Source organism: Noviluteimonas caseinilytica, assembly GCF_018406605.1.
Classification (GTDB): domain Bacteria; phylum Pseudomonadota; class Gammaproteobacteria; order Xanthomonadales; family Xanthomonadaceae; genus Noviluteimonas; species Noviluteimonas caseinilytica.
The window spans coordinates 1675745-1696380 of sequence record NZ_AP024545.1 but is presented as its reverse complement, the minus strand read 5'-3'; the positions used below and the strand labels follow the sequence as shown (position 1 = coordinate 1696380).

Here is a 20636-nt window from a genome sequence, read left to right as displayed (position 1 = left end):
CGGCGCCTACCAGGCGAACTCCAGCCGCGCGGGCTTGCCCAGCTTCGCGGCGAACAGCACCAGCGTGTCGAGGCTGAACTTCTCGACCTTCCCGCGCGACAGGTCCGACACGCGCCCCTGGCTGACGCCGAGGATCTTCGACGCCGCGACCTGCGTCATGCGGTTGGCCTTGATGTGTTTTTCGAGCGCGGCCATGAGCTCGACGCGCAGGGCGAGCACCTGCGCTTCGGCTTCGACGAAGCCGAGGTCGATGAAGACGTTGCCGCTGGAGGGGCGGATGGTGGCGTCATCGATCGCGTGGTCGGTGGCGGGTTTGCGCATGGGAGTCTCCTGCGTCATTGGATCGAACGGTAACGGGCGCGACCGCGGGTGATGTCGGCCTGCGAGGTCTTCTGCGTTGTCTTCCGGAAGGCGTGCAGCACGTAGACCGCGGTCTCGTTTTCGACGACGTAGAACACGCGCCACGTGCCGCCGGCGGTGCGGACGCGGATCTCGCGGACACCGCGCCCCACGACCGGCATCGGCTTCCAGTCGCGCGGCTCGACGCCGTGCTGCACCAGCCCGAGGTCGATCCCGGCTTCCGCCCGCGCCAGGGGCGTAAATGCACGGAGGTCCTCGAGCGCGGAACCCATCCAGAACAAGCGCTTCAGGGTGGCGGGAGTATGCATGTGGTTGTATTTTTTATGCAAGTGGTTGGGTAGGACGGCGCACGGGGGCGCGGCCGCCGTCGGCAGCTTCCGGATGGCGCACGGGGGTGGATGCGACGTCGGTCGGGAAGCGCGGCGCGCGCGAAACGACGGCGGGCGCCGCGCGAAGCCGGCACGCGCGCGGCTGCGAATTTGTCCCGGTTCGCGGGCCGCATCGCATGCGGCACCATGGGGCCCTCGCCCTGTCACCGGACGCGCCATGCATCGACGAAACGCGTGTGGCGCGCTGGCGAGTGTCTTCCTGCTCCCCGGGATCGCCTGCCTGGGCGCGGTGTTCGTGCCGTCCCTCCACGGCACCGGCTTCTGGAACTTCGCCGTGCAGCATTGGTGGCAACTGTTTCTTGTCGGCGGCGTGCTGTTCTACGCGGCCAGGATCGCGTGCGCGTTCTTCTTCCGACGCTAGCGCGATTGCTTACGCGGCGTCGCCGCGCAATTCCCGCACCTTCGCTTCCATCAGTTCCGCCGTCACCACGTGTCCGTCCACCGGCGCGGCCGCCACCACTTCGACGTGCGCGCGGAAGCGCCGCGGCACGCGCATGCGCTTGAGCTTGCCGTCGCGACGGCTCCACATGCTCGACCACATGCCACGCAGCGCCATCGGCACCACCGGCACGCTGCGGCGCACCAGCACGCGCTCGATGCCCGACTTGAACGGGGCGATGTCGCCGTCCTTCGTCAGCGCGCCTTCGGGGAAGATGCCGACGAGCTCGCCTTCGGCCAGGGCTGCATCGATCTCGTCGAACGCGCGTTGCATCAGCTCCGGATTCTCGCGCGCGCCCGCGATCGGGATCGCCTTCGCGGTGCGGAAGATCCAGCGCATCACCGGGATGTCGAAGATCTTGTAGTACATGACGAAGCGCACCGGGCGCGGGATGCTGGCGGCCAGGATCAGCGCGTCCATGTAGCTGACGTGGTTGCACACGATCAGCGCGGGGCCTTCGTCCGGCACGAATTCCTCCACGCCTTGCACGCGCAACCGGTACAGCGTGCGCACGAACACCCAGCTCAGGAAGCGCATCAGGAATTCGGGGACGATCGTGAAGATCCACAGCGCGACCAGCGTGTGGACGATCGCCAGCGCGAGGAACACCTGCGGGATCGTCCAGCCGAGCCAGCGCTGCGTGGCGATGCCCGCGATCGCGGCGCCCACGATGAAGGCCGCGTTCTGGATGTTCATGCCGGCGATCACGCGCGACAGTTCGGCCTTCGGCGTGCGGCTCTGGATCAGCGCGAACAGCGGCACCACGAAGAAGCCCGCGAACACGCCGATGCCCGACAGCGCCACCAGCACGTGCGTGCGCGAGCCGACCGGCGCGAAGGACAGCACGAACAGGAACACGCTCATCCCGAACGCACCCAGCGGCACGAGGCCGATTTCCACCGTGCGCGCAGACAGTTTTTCGCACAGCAGCGAGCCCACGCCCGTCGCCACCGAGAACACCGCAAGCAACTGCAGGTACGCGGTTTCATCGCCGCCCAGCTGCACCTGCGCATAGGTGGGGAATTGCGCGGTCAGCACCGTGCCGACGAACCAGAACCACGACACGCCCAGCACCGAATTCCGCACCGCGGGTTGCTTGCGCAGCATGCGCAGGATGTGGATCGACTCGGGGATGGGGTTCCAGCGGATCTTCAGGTCCGGCGCCGCGGCGGGCACCGGCGGGATCGCGCGGCTCACCAGGTTGCCGAGGATCGCGAGTGCGATGATCGTGCCGCCCGCGATGAGCGGCCCGTGCGCGCCCCCCAGCTTGAACAGCAACCCGCCCAGCAACATGCCGGCGAGGATGAACACCGACGTGCCCATTTCGACCAGGCCGTTGCCGCCCGTGAGTTCCTCCGGCTTGAGCACCGAGGGCAGGATCGAATACTTCACGGGCCCGAACAGCGTGGACTGCACGCCGGTGCAGAACAGCGCGACCAGCAACACGACCATGTCCTGCAACATGAAGCCGATGGCGGCGATCGACATGATCACGATCTCCATCATCGTGGTGATGCGGATCAGCTTCGACTTCTCCAGCTTCTCCGCGATCTGCCCGGCGGGCGCGGAGAACAGGAAGTACGGCAGGATGAAGATCGCGGGCGCGAGGTTGGTGTAGAGCGTGCGCTGCGCATCGGCGACGGCCAGCCACCCGAGCAGGCCGATGATGGCCTGGCGGTACACGTTGTCGTTGAACGCGCCGAGCGATTGCGTGAGGAAGAACGGCAGGAAGCGCCGTTGCCGCAACAGTTCGAACTGGTTGTGCGCCATGCCGCTCCCCTTCGGATGCGGCGGCAGACTAGCAGAGCGCTTCGTGTCGCGGCGGCTCCGGGCGGCGGGCCCGAGGGGCATGCACGTGGACGTCCGGGGCGTGGCGCACGACGTGCACGATGTCCGCGATGCGACCCGAAGCGTCCGTGATTCGCAGGCACACGCGGCGCGCGCCGTTCCGCCAGGGCACGCGCAGGCGCACGCTGCGCACCGGGAGGGCCGCGCCCTCGCGTGCGGCGTGCCAGGCACCGCGGAAGATGTCGTCGGTGAAGTCGGGATCGATCGACCAATCCAGCGGCGCCTCGTCGCCGCGCGCCCATTCGACGTCGAGCCACTCGTGGTCCTTCGCACCGGCGGGATGCCGGGTCACGGTGGCCTCCGGCATGGCCGCCACGTGCTTGAATCCCGCGGGGTCGATGCGCACCAGTCCGCCGTTCACGCGCGGGAGTACGCGGATGGTGTGCAGGGAGATCGCCGGTGCATGGCGCGATGCGATCGCTTGCGGCAGCGTCGGGGCGACGTGCCACGCCAGCAGCACGATGCGGTCGCAGCCTTCCGTGCGGGCGTGCCGGGACAACACGCGGCACAGGCTCGCTTCGGTGGTGCAGCGATCCGGGCTGTCGACCCACACCAGCGTGCGGCCACGCGCGTGGTCCATGAAACCGATGGCGTGATCGGGGGCGCGCGCGCGTCCGCGCGTCGATCTGTCTTCGGGCGCGGCGACGTCCGGCGTGGCACCGAACGCCCACAGTGCGGCATGCATGGCGACGAGATGCCCCGCGCCGACGTGGCGGCGCGCCCATTCGATCGGCGCGGCGCCCACCGCTTCGTGCGAGAACGCGGGCGCGTTGCGCGCGATCAACAGGCGGCGGAAACGCGCGGCCTGCGCAGCGGACGCGATGCATGCAATCCAGCGGCCTTCGCACGCGCCCACGGCATTGGCGAGCCAATCGGCGTCGTCGGAACAGAAGACGACCGCGCTGCGCGGGGACGTGGCGGAGAGTTTCGGTGCGACCGCGTCGGCCGCCAGCGGGATCGCGCTCCAGAACGCTTCGAACACGAGGCGCATCGTCGGGGATTCGCCATCGATGAAGCGCGCGAACAACGGTTGCGTGTCGCCCATCAGTTTGCGGATGAGTTCGAACACGGGGATGCTCGCGGACAGGCGCCGGGCGGCATCGTCCTGGCCGGTGTCGCCGACGTCGACGGGCGGGACGTCGATCACCGCGGCAACGATGTCCACCGGCGCGTCGCTCGCCTGTTCCGCGAGGAGCGCCGCGAGGGCGCTGGCGGGATCTCCGCACAACATTCGAGAACATTCGCCCTCGGGCGTTGAAACGGAAGATTCAACGGGCCGGATCAACTCTTTCAGCACGGCGCGTTCGCGATTCCTGCCCTTGCGGGCATCGAACAACCGCTGCGCAACGCGGCGGCCGGGTTGGATGAGCTTGGGGAGCTGTTCGAGGAACTCGGCTGGCATGTCGTCCCGCCTCCGCTGAAAGTGGTTCAGGCGACGAGCATAAAAGAATATTTGCATGGCGTTCGCAGGCCCCCGCCTACCTTCCGGCCATGAAAAGTGAACAGACGTTGTTCGGTGAGCGACTGCGTGCATGCCTCAAGCAAGCAGGCTATGCAGAGAGCCCTTCGGAGCTTGCCAGGCTGCTTCCGCGCTTCGGTGGGGACTCGCCGACACCGCAGGCCATCTCCAGCTGGTTGCATGGAAAAAGCATGCCGAGGCACCGGAATCTGTTGGCTTTGGCGAGTTTGCTGCGCATTGATCCCAACGTTCTGCAGTACGGCGCAGACAAATCAACGCGCGTGCGAGAACCGCAAGGCGTCTTTCGCATCGCCGCGCAGGACCAGCACGCGATGGATGCGTTCTTCGCGTTGCATGTGCGCAAGCGCAAGCTGGTGCGCGAATTGATCGAGTTGCTCTCGGATTACGAGAAGAAGCGCTGACGCAAGCCGCGGGTGCGCAGACTCACGCCACCCAACCCGCGATCACGAACAACGCCAGCACCGCCAGCCACAACAGCAGGATGCGCCACACCAGGCTCATCGCATCGCGCAGTTCCGGCAGGCCGGGGATCACGCGCGCGACGGTGCTGCCGCCATCGGCGGTGTATTCGGCATCCACGTCGTCGAGGGCTTCGTCCGCCAGTTCGCTGCGCACGCTCGCGCGCGCGGCGGCGGCGAGGAACCGCGTGTCGCCCGTCCAGCCTGCGCCGCCGGATTCCTTCCACGCGGAAAACACGCTGTCGAAGTTGCCGACCAGCGCGAGCGAGAGCGTCATCAGTTGCGCCACGGGCCAGTCGAGGATCGCAAGCGTCGCGCGCGCGGTCTGCGATGCCCCTTCGGGCATGCGCTTGCGGGCTTCGCCCTGCGCGCACAGCGAGACGAGGCGATACAGCAACGCGCCGAACGGGCCGAGCAGCAGGAACCAGAACAACACGCCGAACCAGCGCCATAGCGCGCAGCGGAACACGGCCTCGACGAGGGAGCCGCCATCCATCGACGGCGCGTCGCGTTCCGGGAACAGGCGGCCGGCGGCGGCGCGGCGCGCGTCGGGATCGGCGGCTTCGACGACGGCTTCGACGTCATGGTCGAGATCGCGCGGACCCCACGCGTAGAACAGGATCGCCAGCGAGAACAGGAACGACAGCAAGCCCAGCGGTTCGTGGTGCAGCGCCGCCTGCAGGAGCGCGACCAGCACCAGCGGCGGCGCGATCGCGAACACCAGGCCAAGGCCACCGCGCCAGCCGGTGTTCTCGCCGAGCTGCGCGCCCAGCCATTCGAGCCAGCGGATGAACCAGTCGTAGCGCCGCAACGCGACGAGCGCGGGCATCGTGTGGCCCACGACGAGGGCGATGACTACGGCAATCAAGGTGACGGACATCGGGCACTCCGCGGCGCCTTCCCGGGCGTCGCCTGCATTCTACGGAATCATCCGCCCGGCAATCAGGATGTGACGGTGGCCAACCAGGTCTCGATCAACCAGCGCGCAATGGAAATGGGTGGGGACAGGCCGATGCCTTCTTCGTCTTCACCGGGCGGCACCATCCAGTCGCGCGCAAGGCCGGCCCGGATGGTCGCGGCGTCGAACCAGCGCACGTCCTCGAGTTCGTCGCCCGCCTGCGGGACGTCGGGCTCGCCATCGGCGAGGAAGCCCAGCATCAGCGATCCGGGAAAGGCCCACGGTTGCGAGGCCACGTAACGGCTCGCGCGCACGCGCACGCCGGTTTCTTCCATCACTTCGCGCGCGACCGTCTGCTCGAGCGATTCGCCCGGTTCGACGAAGCCGGCGATCACCGACCACCGTCGCGCGGGCCAGGCGCGCTGGCGACCGAGCAACAACCGTTGCCCGTCGCTCACCGCGACGATGATGGCCTGGTCGGTGCGCGGGTAATGTTCGCTGCCGCAGCGCGCGCAGCGGCCAAGCCAGCCGGCGCGCACGAACGCGATCTCGCCACCGCATGCGCCGCAGAACTTGTGGCGGTCGTGCCAGTGCTGCATCGCGCGTGCCTGCGCGAACACGGTGCTGTCGAAGGCGGGCCATTGCGCCGCGGCGCTGCGCAGGTCGAGGCGTCCGGGGGCGTCGAACGCGGTCGTGGCGAGGCGTTGCGAAAACCACGCGGTGCCGTCGTTGCGCAATCCAAGGAAGGTTGCGGTGCCGGGGCCGCCACCGAGCGTGGCGCCTTCGGGCGCGAGCAGCGCGCCGCGATCGTCGGCGACGGCGCGTGCGTCGTCATCGAGCAGCAACACGCGTGCGCCGGGCCACCGTTGCGCGAGCGCGTCGGGATCGTCGCGGAGGGCGTCGGCGCGATCGAGCGCGTCGTCGACGAAGGCGAAGGGCGAATTCGGAGACATGGACCGCCGTCGACGGGGAAGCCGGCGGCGATTATCGGTCAGTCGATGAAACTTCGGTCAGACGGTGAAGCTGCTGCCGCACCCGCAGGTGGTCTTCGCGTTGGGGTTGCGGATGACGAACTGCGCGCCCTGCAGGGATTCGCTGTAGTCGACCTCGGCGCCCATCAGGTACTGGAGGCTCAGCGGATCGACGAGCAACGTGACGCCGTCGGTTTCCACGGCCACGTCGTCTTCGCCCCGCGTCTCGTCGAATTCGAAGCCGTACTGGAAGCCCGAGCACCCGCCGCCCTGGATGTAGACGCGCAGCTTGAGGTCGGCATTGCCCTCCCCCGCGATCAGTTCACGCACCTTGGCCGCGGCCGAGGGCGAGAACTGCACGGGGGTATCGAGGGTCTGGTAGGTCGGGAGGAGCGTGGTCATGCGCGACAAGATGCGGGCGGGGCCCGCCCCGATCAAGCGGCGTTTGCTGCGGCGAGGGCAGGCATTGCGTCGAGGACGTTGTCGCCGGCCGGGGATTCCATGTGAACGAGGCGACCCGTCACCTGGGCACCGGCGTGCATTTCCACCACGCGGTAATGGACATTGCCCTGCACGCGGGCCTTGGCGGCCAGTTCGACGCGATCGGTGGCGTGGACGTCGCCTTCCAGGCGCCCGTCGATCATCACGACCGGGGCGTGGACTTCGCCTTCGATGACGCCCGATTCGGCCAGCATCAGCACGGCGCGCCCACCCGGCGTGGCCGTGACGCTGCCGATGATGCGGCCCTCGACGTACAGGCCGCCGCTGAATTCGATATCGCCGCGGAAGGTGACCTGCGCGCCGATGAGGGTGTCGACGGCCTGGCCGTCGCGCGAAGAAGGCTTGCTCTGTTGCTTGAACATCAGGATTCCCCGGGGGTCGACATCAATGTCCACGCGAACGCCTGGTCGACGTTGGCGCCATTGCCGCGCAGCGCGACCTTGACGCGCTGCGGGGTGAAGCCGGGCGGGAGCACGATGCTGCCGCCCAAACGCTGGAAATAACGGAAGTCGTAGTGTTGCGCCGGCGCGCCCGGCTTTGTTTGCAACGCGTCCCACTTCACCGTCGCAAGCTTCCCGTCCCGCATGCCTTCCACGTCGAAGCGCATGTCGCCCTGGCTCACCGCGCCGCGGTTGAGGCTCTGGGTGAGGACGACCTGGTAGCGCCAGCTGCCGCCGGCTTCCTTCGCGAATTCGGCCGAATGCACCGACAGGCCGCGGCGTTCGCCGCCCCCGCCCACGAAGCGTTCGTAGAAGGCCACGTCGGCGCGCAGGCTGGCGATCTGTTCGTCCTTCTCGGCCAGCGTGTCCTGGACGTCGCGGTTGGCATCGCGGCTGATCTGGTCGGACCGGCCCAGCGTGGCGACCCGCTGCTGGAGTTCGCCGATGACCTGCTGCTGGGCGGCGAGGCGACGCTCGGCGTCGGCCATCTTCGCTTCGGGCGAACCCGCCGCCGGGGCGTGCAGCCACCAGGCCAGCCCGGCGCCGAGCGCCAGCCCCAGCACGAGGCCACCCACGGCCATCGCCCAACCGGGAACACGGCTGGCGGCGCGGGGGACGATCTCGAATCTGGGCGGGGGCGTGGCCATGGTCGGCGGCGAACTCCACGGGACGGTCGCGGGGCGGCGCGTATAGTCGGGCGGCGAGTGTAAAGCCATCACAGCGCGCGGAACGGAGGAATTGCCCCATGTCGCAGGCCCACCTTTTCGCTATCGGAATCCTGCTGGCGTGGATGGCGGGGATCCGGGTGTACCTGACGGTCTTCGGCCTCGGCCTGGCCGGCGTGATGGGCTGGCTGGACCTGCCCCCGGCGCTGGACGTGGCCACCTCGCCGTGGGTGCTCGGCGTGTCCGGGCTGCTCGCGACCGTCGAATTCTTCGCGGACAAGATCCCGGGCGTGGACTCGGGCTGGGATTTCCTGCACACGCTGCTGCGCGTCCCCGTCGGGGCGTTCCTCGCCGCGGCGACGCTGTCCCCCAACGGCGACCTGGGCGCCGGCATGCTGGCTACCGGCGCCGGCGTGGCGTTGTCCAGCCACCTGCTGAAGGCCGGCACCCGCGCCCTGCTGAACACCTCGCCCGAACCGGTCAGCAACTGGACCGCCTCGGTGACCGAAGACGTCGCGGTCGTGGGCGGACTTGCGCTCGCGTTCGCGCATCCTTTCCTCGCGCTCGCAATCGTCGTGGCCGTGAGCGCCCTGCTGGCGATGGCGGTGTGGTGGGTGTGGCGGCGCGTGCGACGCGCGCTGTTCGCGCCGCGCCCGCCGGCGCCGGCGACCGAACTTCGCCATTGAGGCCCGCGTCACGTTAATCCGCATCTGGCCGCCCAAGCGGCCGTATTACGTGCGAAACGTTGATGGGGAGAACGCAATAATGGCGGCCTTACGCCGGGGGAACGAATGCCCGCCACCAGATCCAAACGCACCAGCGCGCCCAACGATCCGGGCACGACGTTCCGCAATGGCATCGACGGACTCGCACTGAACCTGCGCAATCGTCGTGGCCAGGGCTGGGACGCGACCAGCTTCGAACAGATCGCGCACGAGATCGACCGCCTGCAGGGCCTCGCCACGCAGGTGGATCCGCAGTGGGCGAGCACGCTGTCACAACTGCGCGGGCCGATGACGGCCGCGCGCAACGCGCAACACTTCCCGGATGCCAGCGCCACCGCGTCGCTGATCGCCACCGTCGAAGGCCTGTTGCTGAAGATGACCGCGCACGGCGCCAAGCACGACGATGCGCATCCCGCGCGCAGCGAAACGCCGCCGGCCAATTACTGGCGCCGCTGGAGCGGGGATGCACCGCCCGCCGATGCCCCCGACGTGCCCGCTGCCGCGCCGTCGACCATGGAATCCTCGTCGCCTGCCGTGGCGTTGCCTCCGCTCGGCACCGGCGACGAACCGCCCTACCGCGTGCTGATCGTGGAAGACGACCGCGCCCAGGCGCTGTTCGCCGAAGGCGTGCTCAACGGCGCCGGCATCGAAGCGCTGGTGGCCTCCGAACCGCGCGACGTCATCGAAACGATGATGCGCACGCGCCCGGACCTCGTGCTGATGGACCTGCACATGCCGGGCCTGAGCGGCACCGAACTCACCGCGCTCATCCGCGAACACGAAATCTTCCTGCACACGCCGATCGTGTTCCTCACCGGCGACACCGATCCGGAAAAGCAGTACGAAGTGCTGGAATGCGGCGCGGACGACTTCCTGCAGAAGCCCATCCGCCCGCGCCACCTGGTGGCCGCGATCGAAAGCCGCGTCAAGCGCGCGCGCGCGCTCGGCAAGTCGCGCATGACCGAAGCCAGCCGCCACCCGGCGACCGGCCTGATGGCGCGTTCCCACCTGCTGCAGCGCCTCGGCGCCAGCCTGCCTTCGCCGCTGGGCGGTGGCGTGTACTTCATCGAGATCGAAGGTTCCGCCACGCTGCGCGACCGCTACGGTTACGCCAACCTCGAACGCCTGATGACGGACGCAGGCCGCCGCATCGGCGACCTCGCCGGCGCCAGCCTCGCGACGCGCCTCAACGACAACGCATTCCTCGTGTTCACGCCGGACGTGGACGACACGCGCCTGGAATCGCAGGCCCGCGTGTGGCGCGACGGCATCGCGCAACACACCTTCGACGTCGACGGCCACCCGCTGCGCCTGCGTGCGACGGTGGGTTACGCCGCCATGCGCCACGGCTTCACCGATGCGGGCACCGCGCTGGAAGCGGCGGAACTCGCCGCGCGCCAGGCGCGTTCGACGCCGATCGGCATCGCCGCGTTCGATCCGCCGGACATCGCGGCCACCAGCGATCTGTCGGATTTCCTGCGCGATGCGCTCGCCGACGATCGTTTCGAACTCATCTACCAGCCGATCGTCGCGGTCGCCGGCGGCGACGAAGCGCAATACCAGACGTTGCTGCGCATGCATGCCCCGGACGGCACGCTGCACAACGCCGCGGAAATCGTGCCGGCCGCCGAAGCCTCCGGCACCATCCACGACATCGACCGCTGGGTGCTCGAGCGCGCGCTCGACGTGCTGCAGCAACGCCGCGCCCAAGGACGCCCGGTGCGCCTGTTCGTGCCGCAATCGCCGCGCACGCTGGCGCGGGATGCCTACGCGGACTGGCTGGCCTCGGCGATCGCCGTGCGCGGGCTCGAAGGCCCCTCGCTCGTCATCGACGTGCGCCTGGGCGATGCCTTGATCCATTCGGTCACGCTGCGCCAGTTCTGCGAAGCGATGGTGCCGGCCGGCGTGCAGTTCTGCCTGAGCCAGTACGAACACAGCCCCGACGCCGATTCGCTGCTCTCGCAGTTGCCGCTCGGCTACCTGCGCCTGTCCTCGCGCTACGCGCTGGGCCAGGAAGCGGGCGCGATGCGCGATGCGATGCGCACCTCCATCGACCGCGCGCATCGCCAGGGCCTGCAGGTGATCGGGCACAGCGTCGAGGATCCGCAGGCGGCGGCGACGCTGTGGATGAGCGGCATCGACTTCATCCAGGGGAACCTCGTGCAGCAAGCGGCGAGCGAACTCGATTTCGACTTCAAGAACGCGGTGCTCTGATGCCAGATCGTGAAACGCCCAGTCGCTGGCTGACCGTCCGCTGGCTCGCCCTCGGTGCGGCCGCCGGCGCCGCGTTCTCGCTCGGCATGGACGCCTCCGGCATCCAGGGGCCCTGGCAGAACGCCGCGTTGCTGTTCGTGATCACCGCGCTCGTGGCGCTGGTCGTCGTGGTGTGGGTGATGCACCGCCGCGAAGCGCAGATGGAATTGATCGCGCAGCGCGCGCAGCGCGGGCAGGTCGAGGTCAACGCGCTGCAGCGCGAGATCCAGCGCCACCACGAACTCGAGCTCCAGCTCACCAAGGCCAAGCAGGCCGCGGAGTCGGCGGTCCTGGCGAAGGGCGAATTCCTCGCCACGATGAGCCACGAAATCCGCACGCCGCTCAACGGCATCGTGCCGATGCTCGACCTGCTGCTGCACGCGCGCCTGCTGCCCGACCAGCACGAACTGGTGCGCACCGCGTATACCTCGTCGCAGCAGTTGCTGCGCATCGTCGACGACATCCTCGACTACTCCAAGCTCGAAGCGAACAAGCTCGAACTGGAAACCACCAACTTCAACCTGCGCGACCTGCTCGAAGCGGTCATGCAGCTGATGGAACGCCCCGCCGAAGCGAAGGGCCTGCGCTTGCACCTGCACCTGGATCCCGGCGTGCGCCTGCCGGTGCGCGGCGATCCGGTCCGCCTGCGCCAGGTGCTGACCAACCTGATCAGCAATGCGGTGAAGTTCACCGAGCGCGGTTCGATTTCCATCACCGTGCGCCGCGTGGGCGAATCCACTGCGCAGCACCAGTTGCGCTTCGAAGTGCGCGACACCGGGATCGGCATCCCGGCCGATGCACAGGGGCGGTTGTTCCATGCATTCACGCAGGCCGACGCGTCCACCACGCGCCTGTACGGCGGCACGGGCCTGGGCCTTGCGATCTGCCAGCGCATCGTCGACCTGATGGGCGGCCGCATCGGCGTGCAATCCGAATCCGGCCACGGCGCCACGTTCCATTTCGAAGTGCCGCTGCTGAAAGTCCTGGGCGACATGCCCACGCGCGAAGCGGACCTCAGCGGGCAGCGCCTGTTGTTGCTGTCCACCGATGCGCGCCTGCGCAGCCGCCTGAGCATGCTGTTGCCGAACTGGGGCCTGCGCGTGACCACGGTGGAGACGACGCAGGAAGCGCTGGACCGCCTGCGCGCCGCCGCGACGCAAGGCCCGCCGTGGACCTACGGCGTGGTGCTGGCGGACCTGTCGAGCATGCGCACCACCGCGATCGCATTGCATCGCAACGTGGCGCGCACCGCGAGCTTCGGCGACGTGCGCATGGTGTACCTGGCCGGCGACGAAGAAGTGCCGCAGGAACTGCGCACCGGCGCAACGCTGCTGCCGCGCCAGGCGCCCGACGCCGAATTGCGCGCCGCGCTGTCGCGTCCCGCCTCGCGCGGCGCGGAGATCACGCAGGAAACCGCTGCGCGCTCGGATGCCCCGTCGTCGCAGAAGCATTTCCAGGCGCGCGTGCTGCTGGTCGAGGACAACCCGGTCAACCTGCTCGTCGCGCAACGCCTGCTCAGCGTGCTCGGCCTGGATTGCGATACCGCGACCAACGGCGAAGCCGCGCTCATGCGCATGCGCGATGGCCACTACGACCTGGTGCTGATGGATTGCCAGATGCCGGTGCTGGATGGTTACAGCGCCGCGCGCCGCTGGCGCGAGATCGAAAGCGCGGATCCGATGGGCCCGCACTTGCCGATCGTCGCGATGACGGCCAACGCGATGGCCGGCGATCGCCAGCGCTGCCTCGACGCAGGCATGGACGACTACCTCGCCAAGCCGGTCACGCGCGGACAACTCGAACATTGCCTGCGCCGCTGGCTGCAGGACGCCGGGAAGACGCGCGCGCCGTCGGCGGCCGCGTTCGAACGTGCGAACGCGATGGGCGATGCATTGCGCGGTGCGCCGACGCACGACACGCCCGCGATGCGTCCCTCGCAGATCAGCGCGCCGGTGGATCCGATCGACAGCATGCTCGTGAACAGCATGCCGACGCGCGCGACGAGTGCGCCCGCCGCGTCGATGCCGGATGCGATGCCGCCTTCGATGCCCTCGCCCGCCGCCGGAGCGCCCGCCATGTCGATGCCGTCCGCCAGCAAAGCCGATCCGGTCCTCGACGACAGCGCGCTCGACGAGCTCTACGCGGTCATCGGCGCCGACGCCACGCGCATCGTCAACGTGTTCCTGGAGGACGCGCCGCAGTTGCTGGCGCAGCTCGAACGCGCGGCGCTGGCGCCGGACTTCAGCGCGTTGCGCGAAGCCTCGCATTCGCTGAAGTCCTCGAGTGCCAACCTCGGCGCGATGGCATTGTCCGCCGCGGCAAAGCGCGTCGAACTCGGCGCGCGCATGGAAACGCTGGACCGCCCCGCGGTGGCGGTGGCGATCGTGACGGATGAATTCGAGAAAGCGCGCGCCGCATTGCAGGCGCGGCTGCGCGGGACGCGCCGGACGGCCGAAGCCTGAGCCGGCGCGCGTCGGGGATCATTCCTCGATCTTGGTGAGCAGGTAGTTCTGCTCGCCCAGGCGCGCGATGAGGTCGAGCTGCGTCTCGATCCAGTCGATGTGCTCTTCTTCCGAATCCAGGATGTCGGTGAACAGACGGCGGCTCACCGAGTCGCGGATGCTCTCGCAGTAGGCGATGGCTTCGCGCAGGGTAGGCAGCGCTTCCAGTTCCAGCGCGAGGTCGGCTTCCAGCAATTCCTTCGGGTTCTCGCCGATGCGCAGCTTGCCGAGCGCCTGGAAGTTCGGCAGGCCTTCGAGGAAGAGGATGCGATCGGCGAGGCGATCGGCATGCTTCATCTCGTCGATCGACTCCTTGTACTCGTGCTCGGCCAGTTCCTTCAGGCCCCAGTTCTTCAGCATCTTGCTGTGCAGGAAATACTGGTTGATCGCGGTGAGCTCGTTGAAGAGCGCCCGGTTGAGATGTTCGATGACCTTGGGGTCGCCCTTCATGCCAGTGCTCCGTGCGGGAATGCGCGGATGCTAGCGCCGACGATGCGGGCGCGACGAAACGCGATGCGTTCGCATCGGTGTCGGCAACGAGGGATGCGGCCGAGGCCGCGGAAGATCAGGCCGCTTGCAGGATCGGCAGTTCGCGGGCGTCGTCGTGCGGACGCGCGGAAGCCAGCAGTTCGGACGCGAAGTCCAGGCACGTGCCGCAGGTGGCGCCGCAGCCGGTGCGCATCGTGAGTTCGGTGATCGTCCGCACGCCCGCTTCCGCCGCTTGGCGGATGTCGCGGTCGGTGACGCCGTTGCAGATGCACACGTACATGCGGGTTCGAACCTGGAGCCGGAAGACGTGGCCTATTGTCCCCAGATGCGAATGATTGTCAATTGGCGCCGGGTTCGGAGCCCCCGCTCCGTTCAACCGTCGGGGTCCGCCGGCGCGGCCGCAGGCGGCTGCGGGGGGCGACGGGTTCCAGGCGCGGATCCTTGGCAGGCTGGGGCACCGCGGCGGCGCCCGCGATCTGGCGCGCGAACGGCGCCAGGTGCCCTAGGGCGCTGGCGTAGACGCTGCGCTTGAAGTTCACCACGTGGTCCACCGGGTACCAGAAGTCCACCCAGCGCCAGAGGTCGAATTCCGGCTTCTCGGTGAGGTCCAGCTTGAGGTCGGCTTCCTCGCCCGTGAACTGCAGCAGGTACCAGACCTGCTTCTGCCCGATGCAGACCAGCCGGTCGTTGCGGCGCACCGCGCGCTGCGGCAACCGATAACGAAGCCAGCCGGGGGTCACGCCGAGGACGGCCACGTGCTCGGGGAGCAGGCCGGTCTCTTCGCGCAGCTCGCGATACATCGCCTCCAGCGGCGTCTCGTCGGTGTTCATCCCGCCCTGCGGGAACTGCCAACCGTCGCGATGGATGCGTCGCGCCCAGAACACCCTGCCGTCGGGGTGCATGAGCACGATCCCGACATTGGGCCGATAACCGTCCGGATCGATCACGATGCGGACTCCAGAAATGCACTGCGACCGACTCTGCCACGGGGCAAGCGGAGCCACAAGCGTGGCGATCGTGCAGAGGGGGATGTCGACGGACACGGACGGCGGCATTGACGCCGCGGGTGCCGGACGGGAATAATTCGCGGCTCTCCGCGTGGCTATGTAGCTCAGCCGGTTAGAGCACAGCACTCATAATGCTGGGGTCGGTGGTTCGAGTCCACCCATAGCCACCACTACCGATACATCGAAAGGCCCGCCCCCAACCTGGGCGCGGGCGCCAGCGATCAAGTCGGCGCGAAGCCCTTGTTGGCCTTCTTTTCGTTCTTCTCCGCGCGCTTTTCCTTGATCGTCTTCGTCGGTTTCTTCTTCGTCTCTTTCTTCTTGTCCAGGCCCTTGCTCATTGCCGTGTCCTCGCTGGTTGATCGACGCGCGGGAGCATCGCACGGGGCCCCAGCCATCGCCAGCCCACGCCCCTGACGCCCATGGATATCTTCAAGACCTTCACCCTGGAAGCCGCGCACCGGTTGCCCAACGTGCCGCCCGGCCACAAGTGCGCGCGCCTGCACGGGCATTCCTTCCGCGTGGAGCTCCACGTGTCGGGCGAACCCGGCGAGCACACCGGCTGGGTGATGGATTTCGCGGACATCAAGGCCGCGTTCCGCCCGCTGTACGACCAGCTGGACCACCACTACCTCAACGACATCGACGGCCTCGACAACCCCACCAGCGAACGCCTGGCGCAGTGGATCTGGCAGCGCCTGAAGCCGTCGTTGCCGCAATTGTCGGAAGTGGTCGTGCACGAAACCTGCACCTCGGGCTGCCGCTACCGCGGCTGACGCGTCACAGCCGCAGGCGCGGGTCGATCTTCATCGGGCACAACTGGTCGATCCGCAGCTTCGCGAAGTCCGCGTGGTCCGGGTTGAGCAGCACGTTGCACTCGCCCTCGCACACCGCGCTCGGCACGCGCAGCGCCATCGACTTCTTCGAACGCGACCACGCATCGCCGATCTGCCGCACCGTGTCGCGATACGGACGATCCCGCCACTCGCTCGGCAACTCCAGTTGCGCCAGCACCGTATCGATCGGCACCGACGCGCTCGCCAGCAACAGCTGGCCCGGCGTTTCACCCTCCAGGTGCACGAGGTATTCGAGCAGCGCGGCGGCCGGCGACAGCGACACGTAGACGCCCATCGTGCGCGGCGACGTCCAGCGCCCGCCGCGATCGCTGCCGGCGCCGGAAAACGGCGTCGACGCCTGCCGCGGTTCGATCACCCGGTACACGCGCAATTCGTCCCCCGCATGCCCGGCGTGGCTGGCCGGCACCTGGGGCTGGGTGGATGTCGCCGTGATCGGGCTGGTCTGCGAAGGCGGATCGCTCGCGGGGAAGCTCTCGGCGATGGCCTCGTCGAGGCGGGCTTCTTCTTTGTCGTCGACCATGGGGTGCGCTCCTGCTGAGGGCAGAGCGTCGATCCGCGCCCGTTGCGCACGCGTGAACACCGTCGTGCACGGAAAAACGCGACCGACCCGGAAACTTTTTCCGCCACCCGCCGGCCTTGATGGGACCTACACGCCCCACTGCTACAAGCGGCCTATGAAGCACGAAAAGCTCCCCGCCGACGTCCCCGAATCTCCGCAGACGCGGATCCTGCTGTTCGACGCCGAAGGCGAAGACCGCGAGATCAAGCCCGGCGAGCTCGACCTGGCGCGCGTCTCGCAGAACGAACTGGCCTGGATCGACATCCGCGTGCACGACGCCTCGCAGATCGCCGAAGCGCTGTGCCAGTTCGGCATCGAAGGCCTGCCGCTCGCGTCGCTGATGGACCATCAAAACGGCGCGTGGTTCACGCAGCGCGACTGGTTCGGCGCGCGCGCCATCGCGCCGACGTGGGATGCCACGCACGAAACCTTTTCCGGCGCCGCGTGGCTGCTGGCCGTCGGGCCGAACGTCGTCGTCACCGTGCATCGCAGGCGCATCGCGTTCCTCGAGGATGTGTTCGCGAACGAAGACCCCGACTCGCGCGTCGGCAAGATCAGCGCCGACAGCTTCGCCGCCGCCTTGCTCGACCGGTTGCTGACGACATATTTCGACGCGGTCGATGCGTTCGAAGAACGCGTGGATCGCCTGGAAGTCGAGATCCTCGAACCGACGCTGCGCTACACCCACCTGCCTTCGCTGCGGCGCCTGCGCCGCGCGGTGTCGATCCTGCGCCGCCAGCTCAGCGCGCATCGCGAAGTCTTCGACACGTTCTCGCGCCCGGACTTCCAGCCCGACCAGGACGACAAGGTCGAGAAGCAATTCCGCTCGGTGAGCCTGCGCTACGAGCGCGCGGTGGATGCGGTGGAGAACGCGCGCGACCTGGTGGTCGGCAGTTACGAACTCCTCTCCACGCGCCTGTCGCAGCGCACGAACGAAACGATGCGCCTGCTCACGTTCGTCACCGTGCTGCTCGGCAGCCTGGCGGTGATCGCCGGCATGCTGGGCATGAACTTCCGCGCAGGCATCTTCGACACCGGCAGCGAAGGCTTCTGGACCGCGGCGGGACTGATGGCGTTGCTGGTGCTGGTGGCGCTGCTGATCGCGCGCTGGCGCGGCTGGTGGAAGTGATCCCCGCGCCCTGATGCAGCGCGGGCGGCGCACGAAGCACCGCCCGCGTTCGACTCAGGAATTGTTCGGCCCGCTGCGATCCGGCGACATCGGACCCGACGGCGTGCGCATCCCGCCCATGCCATCGCCATGCGCGATGTCGGCGCCCTGCACGTCGCGATCGCTGGCCTGCATGTTGGCCGCACTGCGCTGGCTGCGCGCCTGGCCACCCTTGCGGCCCGCTTCGCGCGCTTCCTCGGAATCGAATTCGTGCGCCACGCCCTGCGCGTGCGCCGCACGCCCGCCTTCGGCCGCGATCGCCCGCTGCCTGGCCGGATCCATCGAAGCGAAGCCGCGATTGCTGGTGCCACCACCCTGGTTGCGCTGTGCCATGTGTGTCTCTCCTTGGGGGATTGGAACGGGGTCGTCCACTGCGGTTGTTACGTGCGTTGCGCGTCCTTCACGGCCTGCAGGTGCTGCTGCAGTTTCGGTAGCGTGTTCGTGGCGAGCGAACGCACCGGTTCGCTGAGCGCGGTGTTCTTGCTCGCCGCCGTGAACGCGGCGATCGCCTTCTGGTGCTGGTCGATGTACGTGGCGAACAAGCGTCCGTCGAACGCACCGGCCTTCATGCCGGCCAACGACGCGGGTGCCTTGCCCGGCGGCGCAGGGATCGCAGGCGCGAGCGTGGCGATTTCGGTACGCAAGCCCATGTGGTCCGCATTCAACATCTGCGATACCGCCTTCGCCTTCGTGCCGCCCTGCGCCATCGCCAGCTCCGTGGTTGCGATCTCTTCTTCGTTCGAACGCACGACGTCGGCCAGGAAGGCCTTGTCCGCATCGGTGAGCATCGCGCCCGCGGCGGGCGGCATGCCGGTGGTGGTGGCCGGCGGCATGATCGCGGTCGTGGCCGGCGGCATCGTGGTCGTCACGGCCGGTGGCATCGCGGTGGTGGTTTCCATCGGGGGCGGTGTCGCCACGGCGGGCGGCAGCGCGGTGCTGGTGGCGGCGACGCCCGTGTCTTCGGGCGTGGTGCGGTTGCAGCCGCCTAGTGCGAGCCCGAGGGCGACGGCGAGCGCGGCTTGCGTGATGTGAAGACCGGTGTGGTTCCTGTCCATGCGAAATCCTCCTTTGATGGATGCATCCGACCTATCGATGCAATTGCCGTGCCGCGACCGTCCATCGCCGGAATGGGTTTCCCAGGCGGGAAACATGAACCGCCTTCACTACCGCTTTGCTTACTGCGGAGTACATCCCGCGTGGCCGCACCGCAGAGCCATCCCCCAATGCCTTCCGAGTTCACCCCCGCGCCGCCGCTTCGCTCGCCGTCGCTGCTGATCGTCGACGACGACGTCGGCTTCGTGCACGCCGCGGCGGAGATCGCGCGCCTGCAGGGCTACGAGATCACGGTGGCCGGCGAACTCGCGCAAGCGGTGAACCGCGTGAAGCAGCGCGACTTCGACATGGCGCTGGTCGACCTCGACCTCCCCGACGGCTGCGGCCTGTCGTTGCTGCGCGACGTCGACATGCTGCGCACCGATGCGGTGGTGGTGACCGGCAGCCCGAGTGTCGCGACCGCGGTGGATTCGTTCCGCAATTCGGTCGTCGATTACCTGGTCAAGCCGATTGCGCCGGACCGCCTGCGCGAACTCTTCGAAGACTGCGCCACGCGCCGTCGCGCGGAACCGCCCGCCCCGGCGCGCGCCTGGCACGACATGGTCGGCGCGTCCGATGCCTTCGTCGCCACGCGCCGCATGATCGAGAAAGTCGCGCCGAGCGATGTCTCCGTGCTCGTGCACGGCGAAAGCGGGTGCGGCAAGGAACTCATCGCGCGCGCCATCCATGCGGCGAGCGGACGCACGGGCCCCTTCGTCGCGGTGAATTGCGGCGCGGTGTCCGGCGACCTTCTGGCGAGCCAGTTGTTCGGCCACGAGAAAGGCAGCTTCACCGGCGCGGTGTCGCGCCACGGCGGTTTCCTCGAACAGGCCGCGCACGGCACGTTGTTCCTCGACGAAATCTCGGAGATGGCACCGGCGTTGCAGACGCACTTGCTGCGCGTGCTCGACTTCGGCTGTTATCGCCGGCTCGGCGGGCACGTCGATCTCCCGGTCGAAGTGCGCATCGTCTCCGCCACCAATCGCGATCCGCTCCAGGCCGTCGCCAGTGGCCGCCTGCGCGAAGACCTCTATTACCGCCTGTGCGGCTTCGCGATCCCGGTGGCGCCGTTGCGCGAACGCGGCGACGACGCACGCCTGCTCGCCGATGCCTTCCTCGCCGACCTCAACGCGCGCGGCAACACGCAATTCGCGTTCACGCCCGAATCGCGCACGCTGATCCGCGACGCGCCCTGGCCCGGCAACGTGCGCGAGTTGCGCAACGCCGTGCAGCGCGCCTACATCCTCGCCGAGGACGGACAAGTGCGCATGCCGGCACCCCAACCGATGCCGCAGCGCGCGGTGGGCGAATCCTCCGACACGATCACTTTCGCGGTCGGCACCACGTTCGAGGAAATGGAGCGCCGCATCCTGCGCAAGACGCTGCAGCACTTCGGCAACAACCGCCGTCGCGCCGCGGCGGCGCTGGGCATCACCGCGCGCACCATCCGCAATCGCCTGGCACGCGAGCGCGACTGCGCCGCCAACGAAGACGACGACAGCTGACCTCGCGGGCGCGGCGATCGCCACGCCCGCGGTA

At 68.4% G+C, this 20636-nt stretch carries 23 protein-coding genes and 1 tRNA gene; 9 read left to right on the top strand and 15 right to left on the bottom strand.

All coding sequences use genetic code 11. The features are described 5' to 3' along the window. Positions 1-6 precede the first annotated feature (6 nt). Together LYSCAS_RS08310 and LYSCAS_RS08305 are read right to left on the bottom strand one after the other, a co-directional pair. Entirely contained in the window at positions 7-321 is a 315-nt protein-coding gene (locus LYSCAS_RS08310) for a helix-turn-helix domain-containing protein (protein ID WP_213433421.1), read from the bottom strand. A 14-nt stretch (positions 322-335) separates the two neighbouring features. Beyond that, entirely contained in the window at positions 336-668 is a 333-nt protein-coding gene (locus tag LYSCAS_RS08305) for a type II toxin-antitoxin system RelE/ParE family toxin (protein ID WP_244858481.1), read from the bottom strand. 238 nt (positions 669-906) lie between these two features. Here LYSCAS_RS08305 and LYSCAS_RS08300 point away from each other — a divergent pair, with 238 nt between their 5' ends. After that, on the top strand, positions 907-1110 hold the full coding sequence (locus LYSCAS_RS08300; RefSeq protein WP_213433419.1) for a hypothetical protein: 204 nt from the start codon (positions 907-909) through the stop codon (positions 1108-1110). 9 nt (positions 1111-1119) lie between these two features. Here the strand turns inward: LYSCAS_RS08300 and LYSCAS_RS08295 are convergent, their stop codons facing one another. After that, the gene (locus LYSCAS_RS08295; protein WP_213433417.1) at positions 1120-2958 is read right to left on the bottom strand and encodes an MFS transporter; all 1839 of its coding nucleotides are present in this window, start codon (positions 2956-2958) and stop codon (positions 1120-1122) included. Between the two features lie 28 nt (positions 2959-2986). Continuing rightward, a complete protein-coding gene (locus tag LYSCAS_RS08290) occupies positions 2987-4438 on the bottom strand; it encodes a hypothetical protein (protein ID WP_213433415.1) in 1452 nt (483 codons plus the stop codon). A gap of 89 nt (positions 4439-4527) precedes the next feature. Here LYSCAS_RS08290 and LYSCAS_RS08285 point away from each other — a divergent pair, with 89 nt between their 5' ends. After that, the gene (locus tag LYSCAS_RS08285; protein ID WP_213433413.1) at positions 4528-4917 is read left to right on the top strand and encodes a hypothetical protein; all 390 of its coding nucleotides are present in this window, start codon (positions 4528-4530) and stop codon (positions 4915-4917) included. Positions 4918-4939: 22 nt separating this feature from the next. Here the strand turns inward: LYSCAS_RS08285 and LYSCAS_RS08280 are convergent, their stop codons facing one another. The 5 genes from LYSCAS_RS08280 to LYSCAS_RS08260 all read right to left on the bottom strand — a co-directional run bounded on the left by LYSCAS_RS08280 (position 4940) and on the right by LYSCAS_RS08260 (position 8431). Next, positions 4940-5854 carry a cobalamin biosynthesis protein gene (locus tag LYSCAS_RS08280; protein WP_213433411.1) on the bottom strand — a complete coding sequence of 305 codons (915 nt, stop codon included), beginning with the start codon at positions 5852-5854 and terminating at the stop codon, positions 4940-4942. Between the two features lie 62 nt (positions 5855-5916). Next, positions 5917-6825 carry an NAD(+) diphosphatase gene (nudC, locus tag LYSCAS_RS08275; protein WP_213433409.1) on the bottom strand — a complete coding sequence of 303 codons (909 nt, stop codon included), beginning with the start codon at positions 6823-6825 and terminating at the stop codon, positions 5917-5919. A 57-nt stretch (positions 6826-6882) separates the two neighbouring features. After that, positions 6883-7245 carry an iron-sulfur cluster insertion protein ErpA gene (gene erpA, locus LYSCAS_RS08270; RefSeq protein ID WP_213433407.1) on the bottom strand — a complete coding sequence of 121 codons (363 nt, stop codon included), beginning with the start codon at positions 7243-7245 and terminating at the stop codon, positions 6883-6885. Positions 7246-7277: 32 nt separating this feature from the next. Next, complete coding sequence (locus LYSCAS_RS08265) at positions 7278-7706, bottom strand: bactofilin family protein (protein WP_213433405.1); 429 nt, start codon at positions 7704-7706, stop codon at positions 7278-7280. Next, positions 7706-8431, bottom strand: coding sequence for a DUF6776 family protein (locus LYSCAS_RS08260; protein WP_213433404.1), 726 nt, complete (start codon positions 8429-8431; stop codon positions 7706-7708). Before LYSCAS_RS08260 ends, LYSCAS_RS08265 begins: the two co-directional genes overlap by 1 nt. Before the next feature lie 98 nt (positions 8432-8529). Between LYSCAS_RS08260 and LYSCAS_RS08255 the strand changes: the two genes are divergently transcribed. The 3 genes from LYSCAS_RS08255 to LYSCAS_RS08245 all read left to right on the top strand — a co-directional run bounded on the left by LYSCAS_RS08255 (position 8530) and on the right by LYSCAS_RS08245 (position 13889). Beyond that, a complete protein-coding gene (locus tag LYSCAS_RS08255; RefSeq protein ID WP_213433402.1) occupies positions 8530-9135 on the top strand; it encodes a DUF4126 domain-containing protein in 606 nt (201 codons plus the stop codon). A gap of 105 nt (positions 9136-9240) precedes the next feature. Beyond that, positions 9241-11388 (top strand): EAL domain-containing protein, encoded by a 2148-nt coding sequence (locus LYSCAS_RS08250; protein WP_244858478.1) that lies wholly within the window; start codon positions 9241-9243, stop codon positions 11386-11388. Continuing rightward, complete coding sequence (locus tag LYSCAS_RS08245) at positions 11388-13889, top strand: hybrid sensor histidine kinase/response regulator (RefSeq protein WP_244858477.1); 2502 nt, start codon at positions 11388-11390, stop codon at positions 13887-13889. Before LYSCAS_RS08250 ends, LYSCAS_RS08245 begins: the two co-directional genes overlap by 1 nt. Before the next feature lie 18 nt (positions 13890-13907). Here the strand turns inward: LYSCAS_RS08245 and bfr are convergent, their stop codons facing one another. From bfr to LYSCAS_RS08230, 3 genes are all read right to left on the bottom strand, one after another. Further along, the gene (gene bfr, locus LYSCAS_RS08240) at positions 13908-14378 is read right to left on the bottom strand and encodes a bacterioferritin (RefSeq protein WP_213433401.1); all 471 of its coding nucleotides are present in this window, start codon (positions 14376-14378) and stop codon (positions 13908-13910) included. Between the two features lie 115 nt (positions 14379-14493). Further along, positions 14494-14697 (bottom strand): (2Fe-2S)-binding protein, encoded by a 204-nt coding sequence (locus LYSCAS_RS08235; protein ID WP_213433400.1) that lies wholly within the window; start codon positions 14695-14697, stop codon positions 14494-14496. 58 nt (positions 14698-14755) lie between these two features. Beyond that, the gene (locus tag LYSCAS_RS08230; protein WP_213433399.1) at positions 14756-15364 is read right to left on the bottom strand and encodes an RNA pyrophosphohydrolase; all 609 of its coding nucleotides are present in this window, start codon (positions 15362-15364) and stop codon (positions 14756-14758) included. Positions 15365-15517: 153 nt separating this feature from the next. On the opposite strand from LYSCAS_RS08230, the gene LYSCAS_RS08225 reads away from it, so the two are divergent. Next, positions 15518-15594 (top strand) — tRNA-Met (locus LYSCAS_RS08225). A gap of 249 nt (positions 15595-15843) precedes the next feature. Then, positions 15844-16197: a 6-carboxytetrahydropterin synthase QueD gene (gene queD, locus LYSCAS_RS08220; protein WP_213433397.1), complete on the top strand. Its 354-nt coding sequence runs from the start codon at positions 15844-15846 to the stop codon at positions 16195-16197. A 4-nt stretch (positions 16198-16201) separates the two neighbouring features. On the opposite strand, the gene LYSCAS_RS08215 is transcribed toward queD, so the two are convergent. Continuing rightward, positions 16202-16798, bottom strand: coding sequence for an RES family NAD+ phosphorylase (locus LYSCAS_RS08215; protein WP_213433395.1), 597 nt, complete (start codon positions 16796-16798; stop codon positions 16202-16204). 154 nt (positions 16799-16952) lie between these two features. Here LYSCAS_RS08215 and LYSCAS_RS08210 point away from each other — a divergent pair, with 154 nt between their 5' ends. Next, entirely contained in the window at positions 16953-17966 is a 1014-nt protein-coding gene (locus tag LYSCAS_RS08210; RefSeq protein ID WP_213433393.1) for a CorA family divalent cation transporter, read from the top strand. 54 nt (positions 17967-18020) lie between these two features. Here LYSCAS_RS08210 and LYSCAS_RS08205 read toward each other — a convergent pair whose 3' ends face one another. Beyond that, positions 18021-18338: a KGG domain-containing protein gene (locus LYSCAS_RS08205; RefSeq protein ID WP_213433392.1), complete on the bottom strand. Its 318-nt coding sequence runs from the start codon at positions 18336-18338 to the stop codon at positions 18021-18023. 47 nt (positions 18339-18385) lie between these two features. After that, the gene (locus tag LYSCAS_RS08200) at positions 18386-19060 is read right to left on the bottom strand and encodes a DUF4142 domain-containing protein (RefSeq protein ID WP_213433390.1); all 675 of its coding nucleotides are present in this window, start codon (positions 19058-19060) and stop codon (positions 18386-18388) included. A 168-nt stretch (positions 19061-19228) separates the two neighbouring features. Between LYSCAS_RS08200 and LYSCAS_RS08195 the strand changes: the two genes are divergently transcribed. Next, entirely contained in the window at positions 19229-20602 is a 1374-nt protein-coding gene (locus tag LYSCAS_RS08195; RefSeq protein ID WP_213433388.1) for a sigma-54-dependent transcriptional regulator, read from the top strand. The last annotated feature ends 34 nt before the right edge of the window (positions 20603-20636 follow it).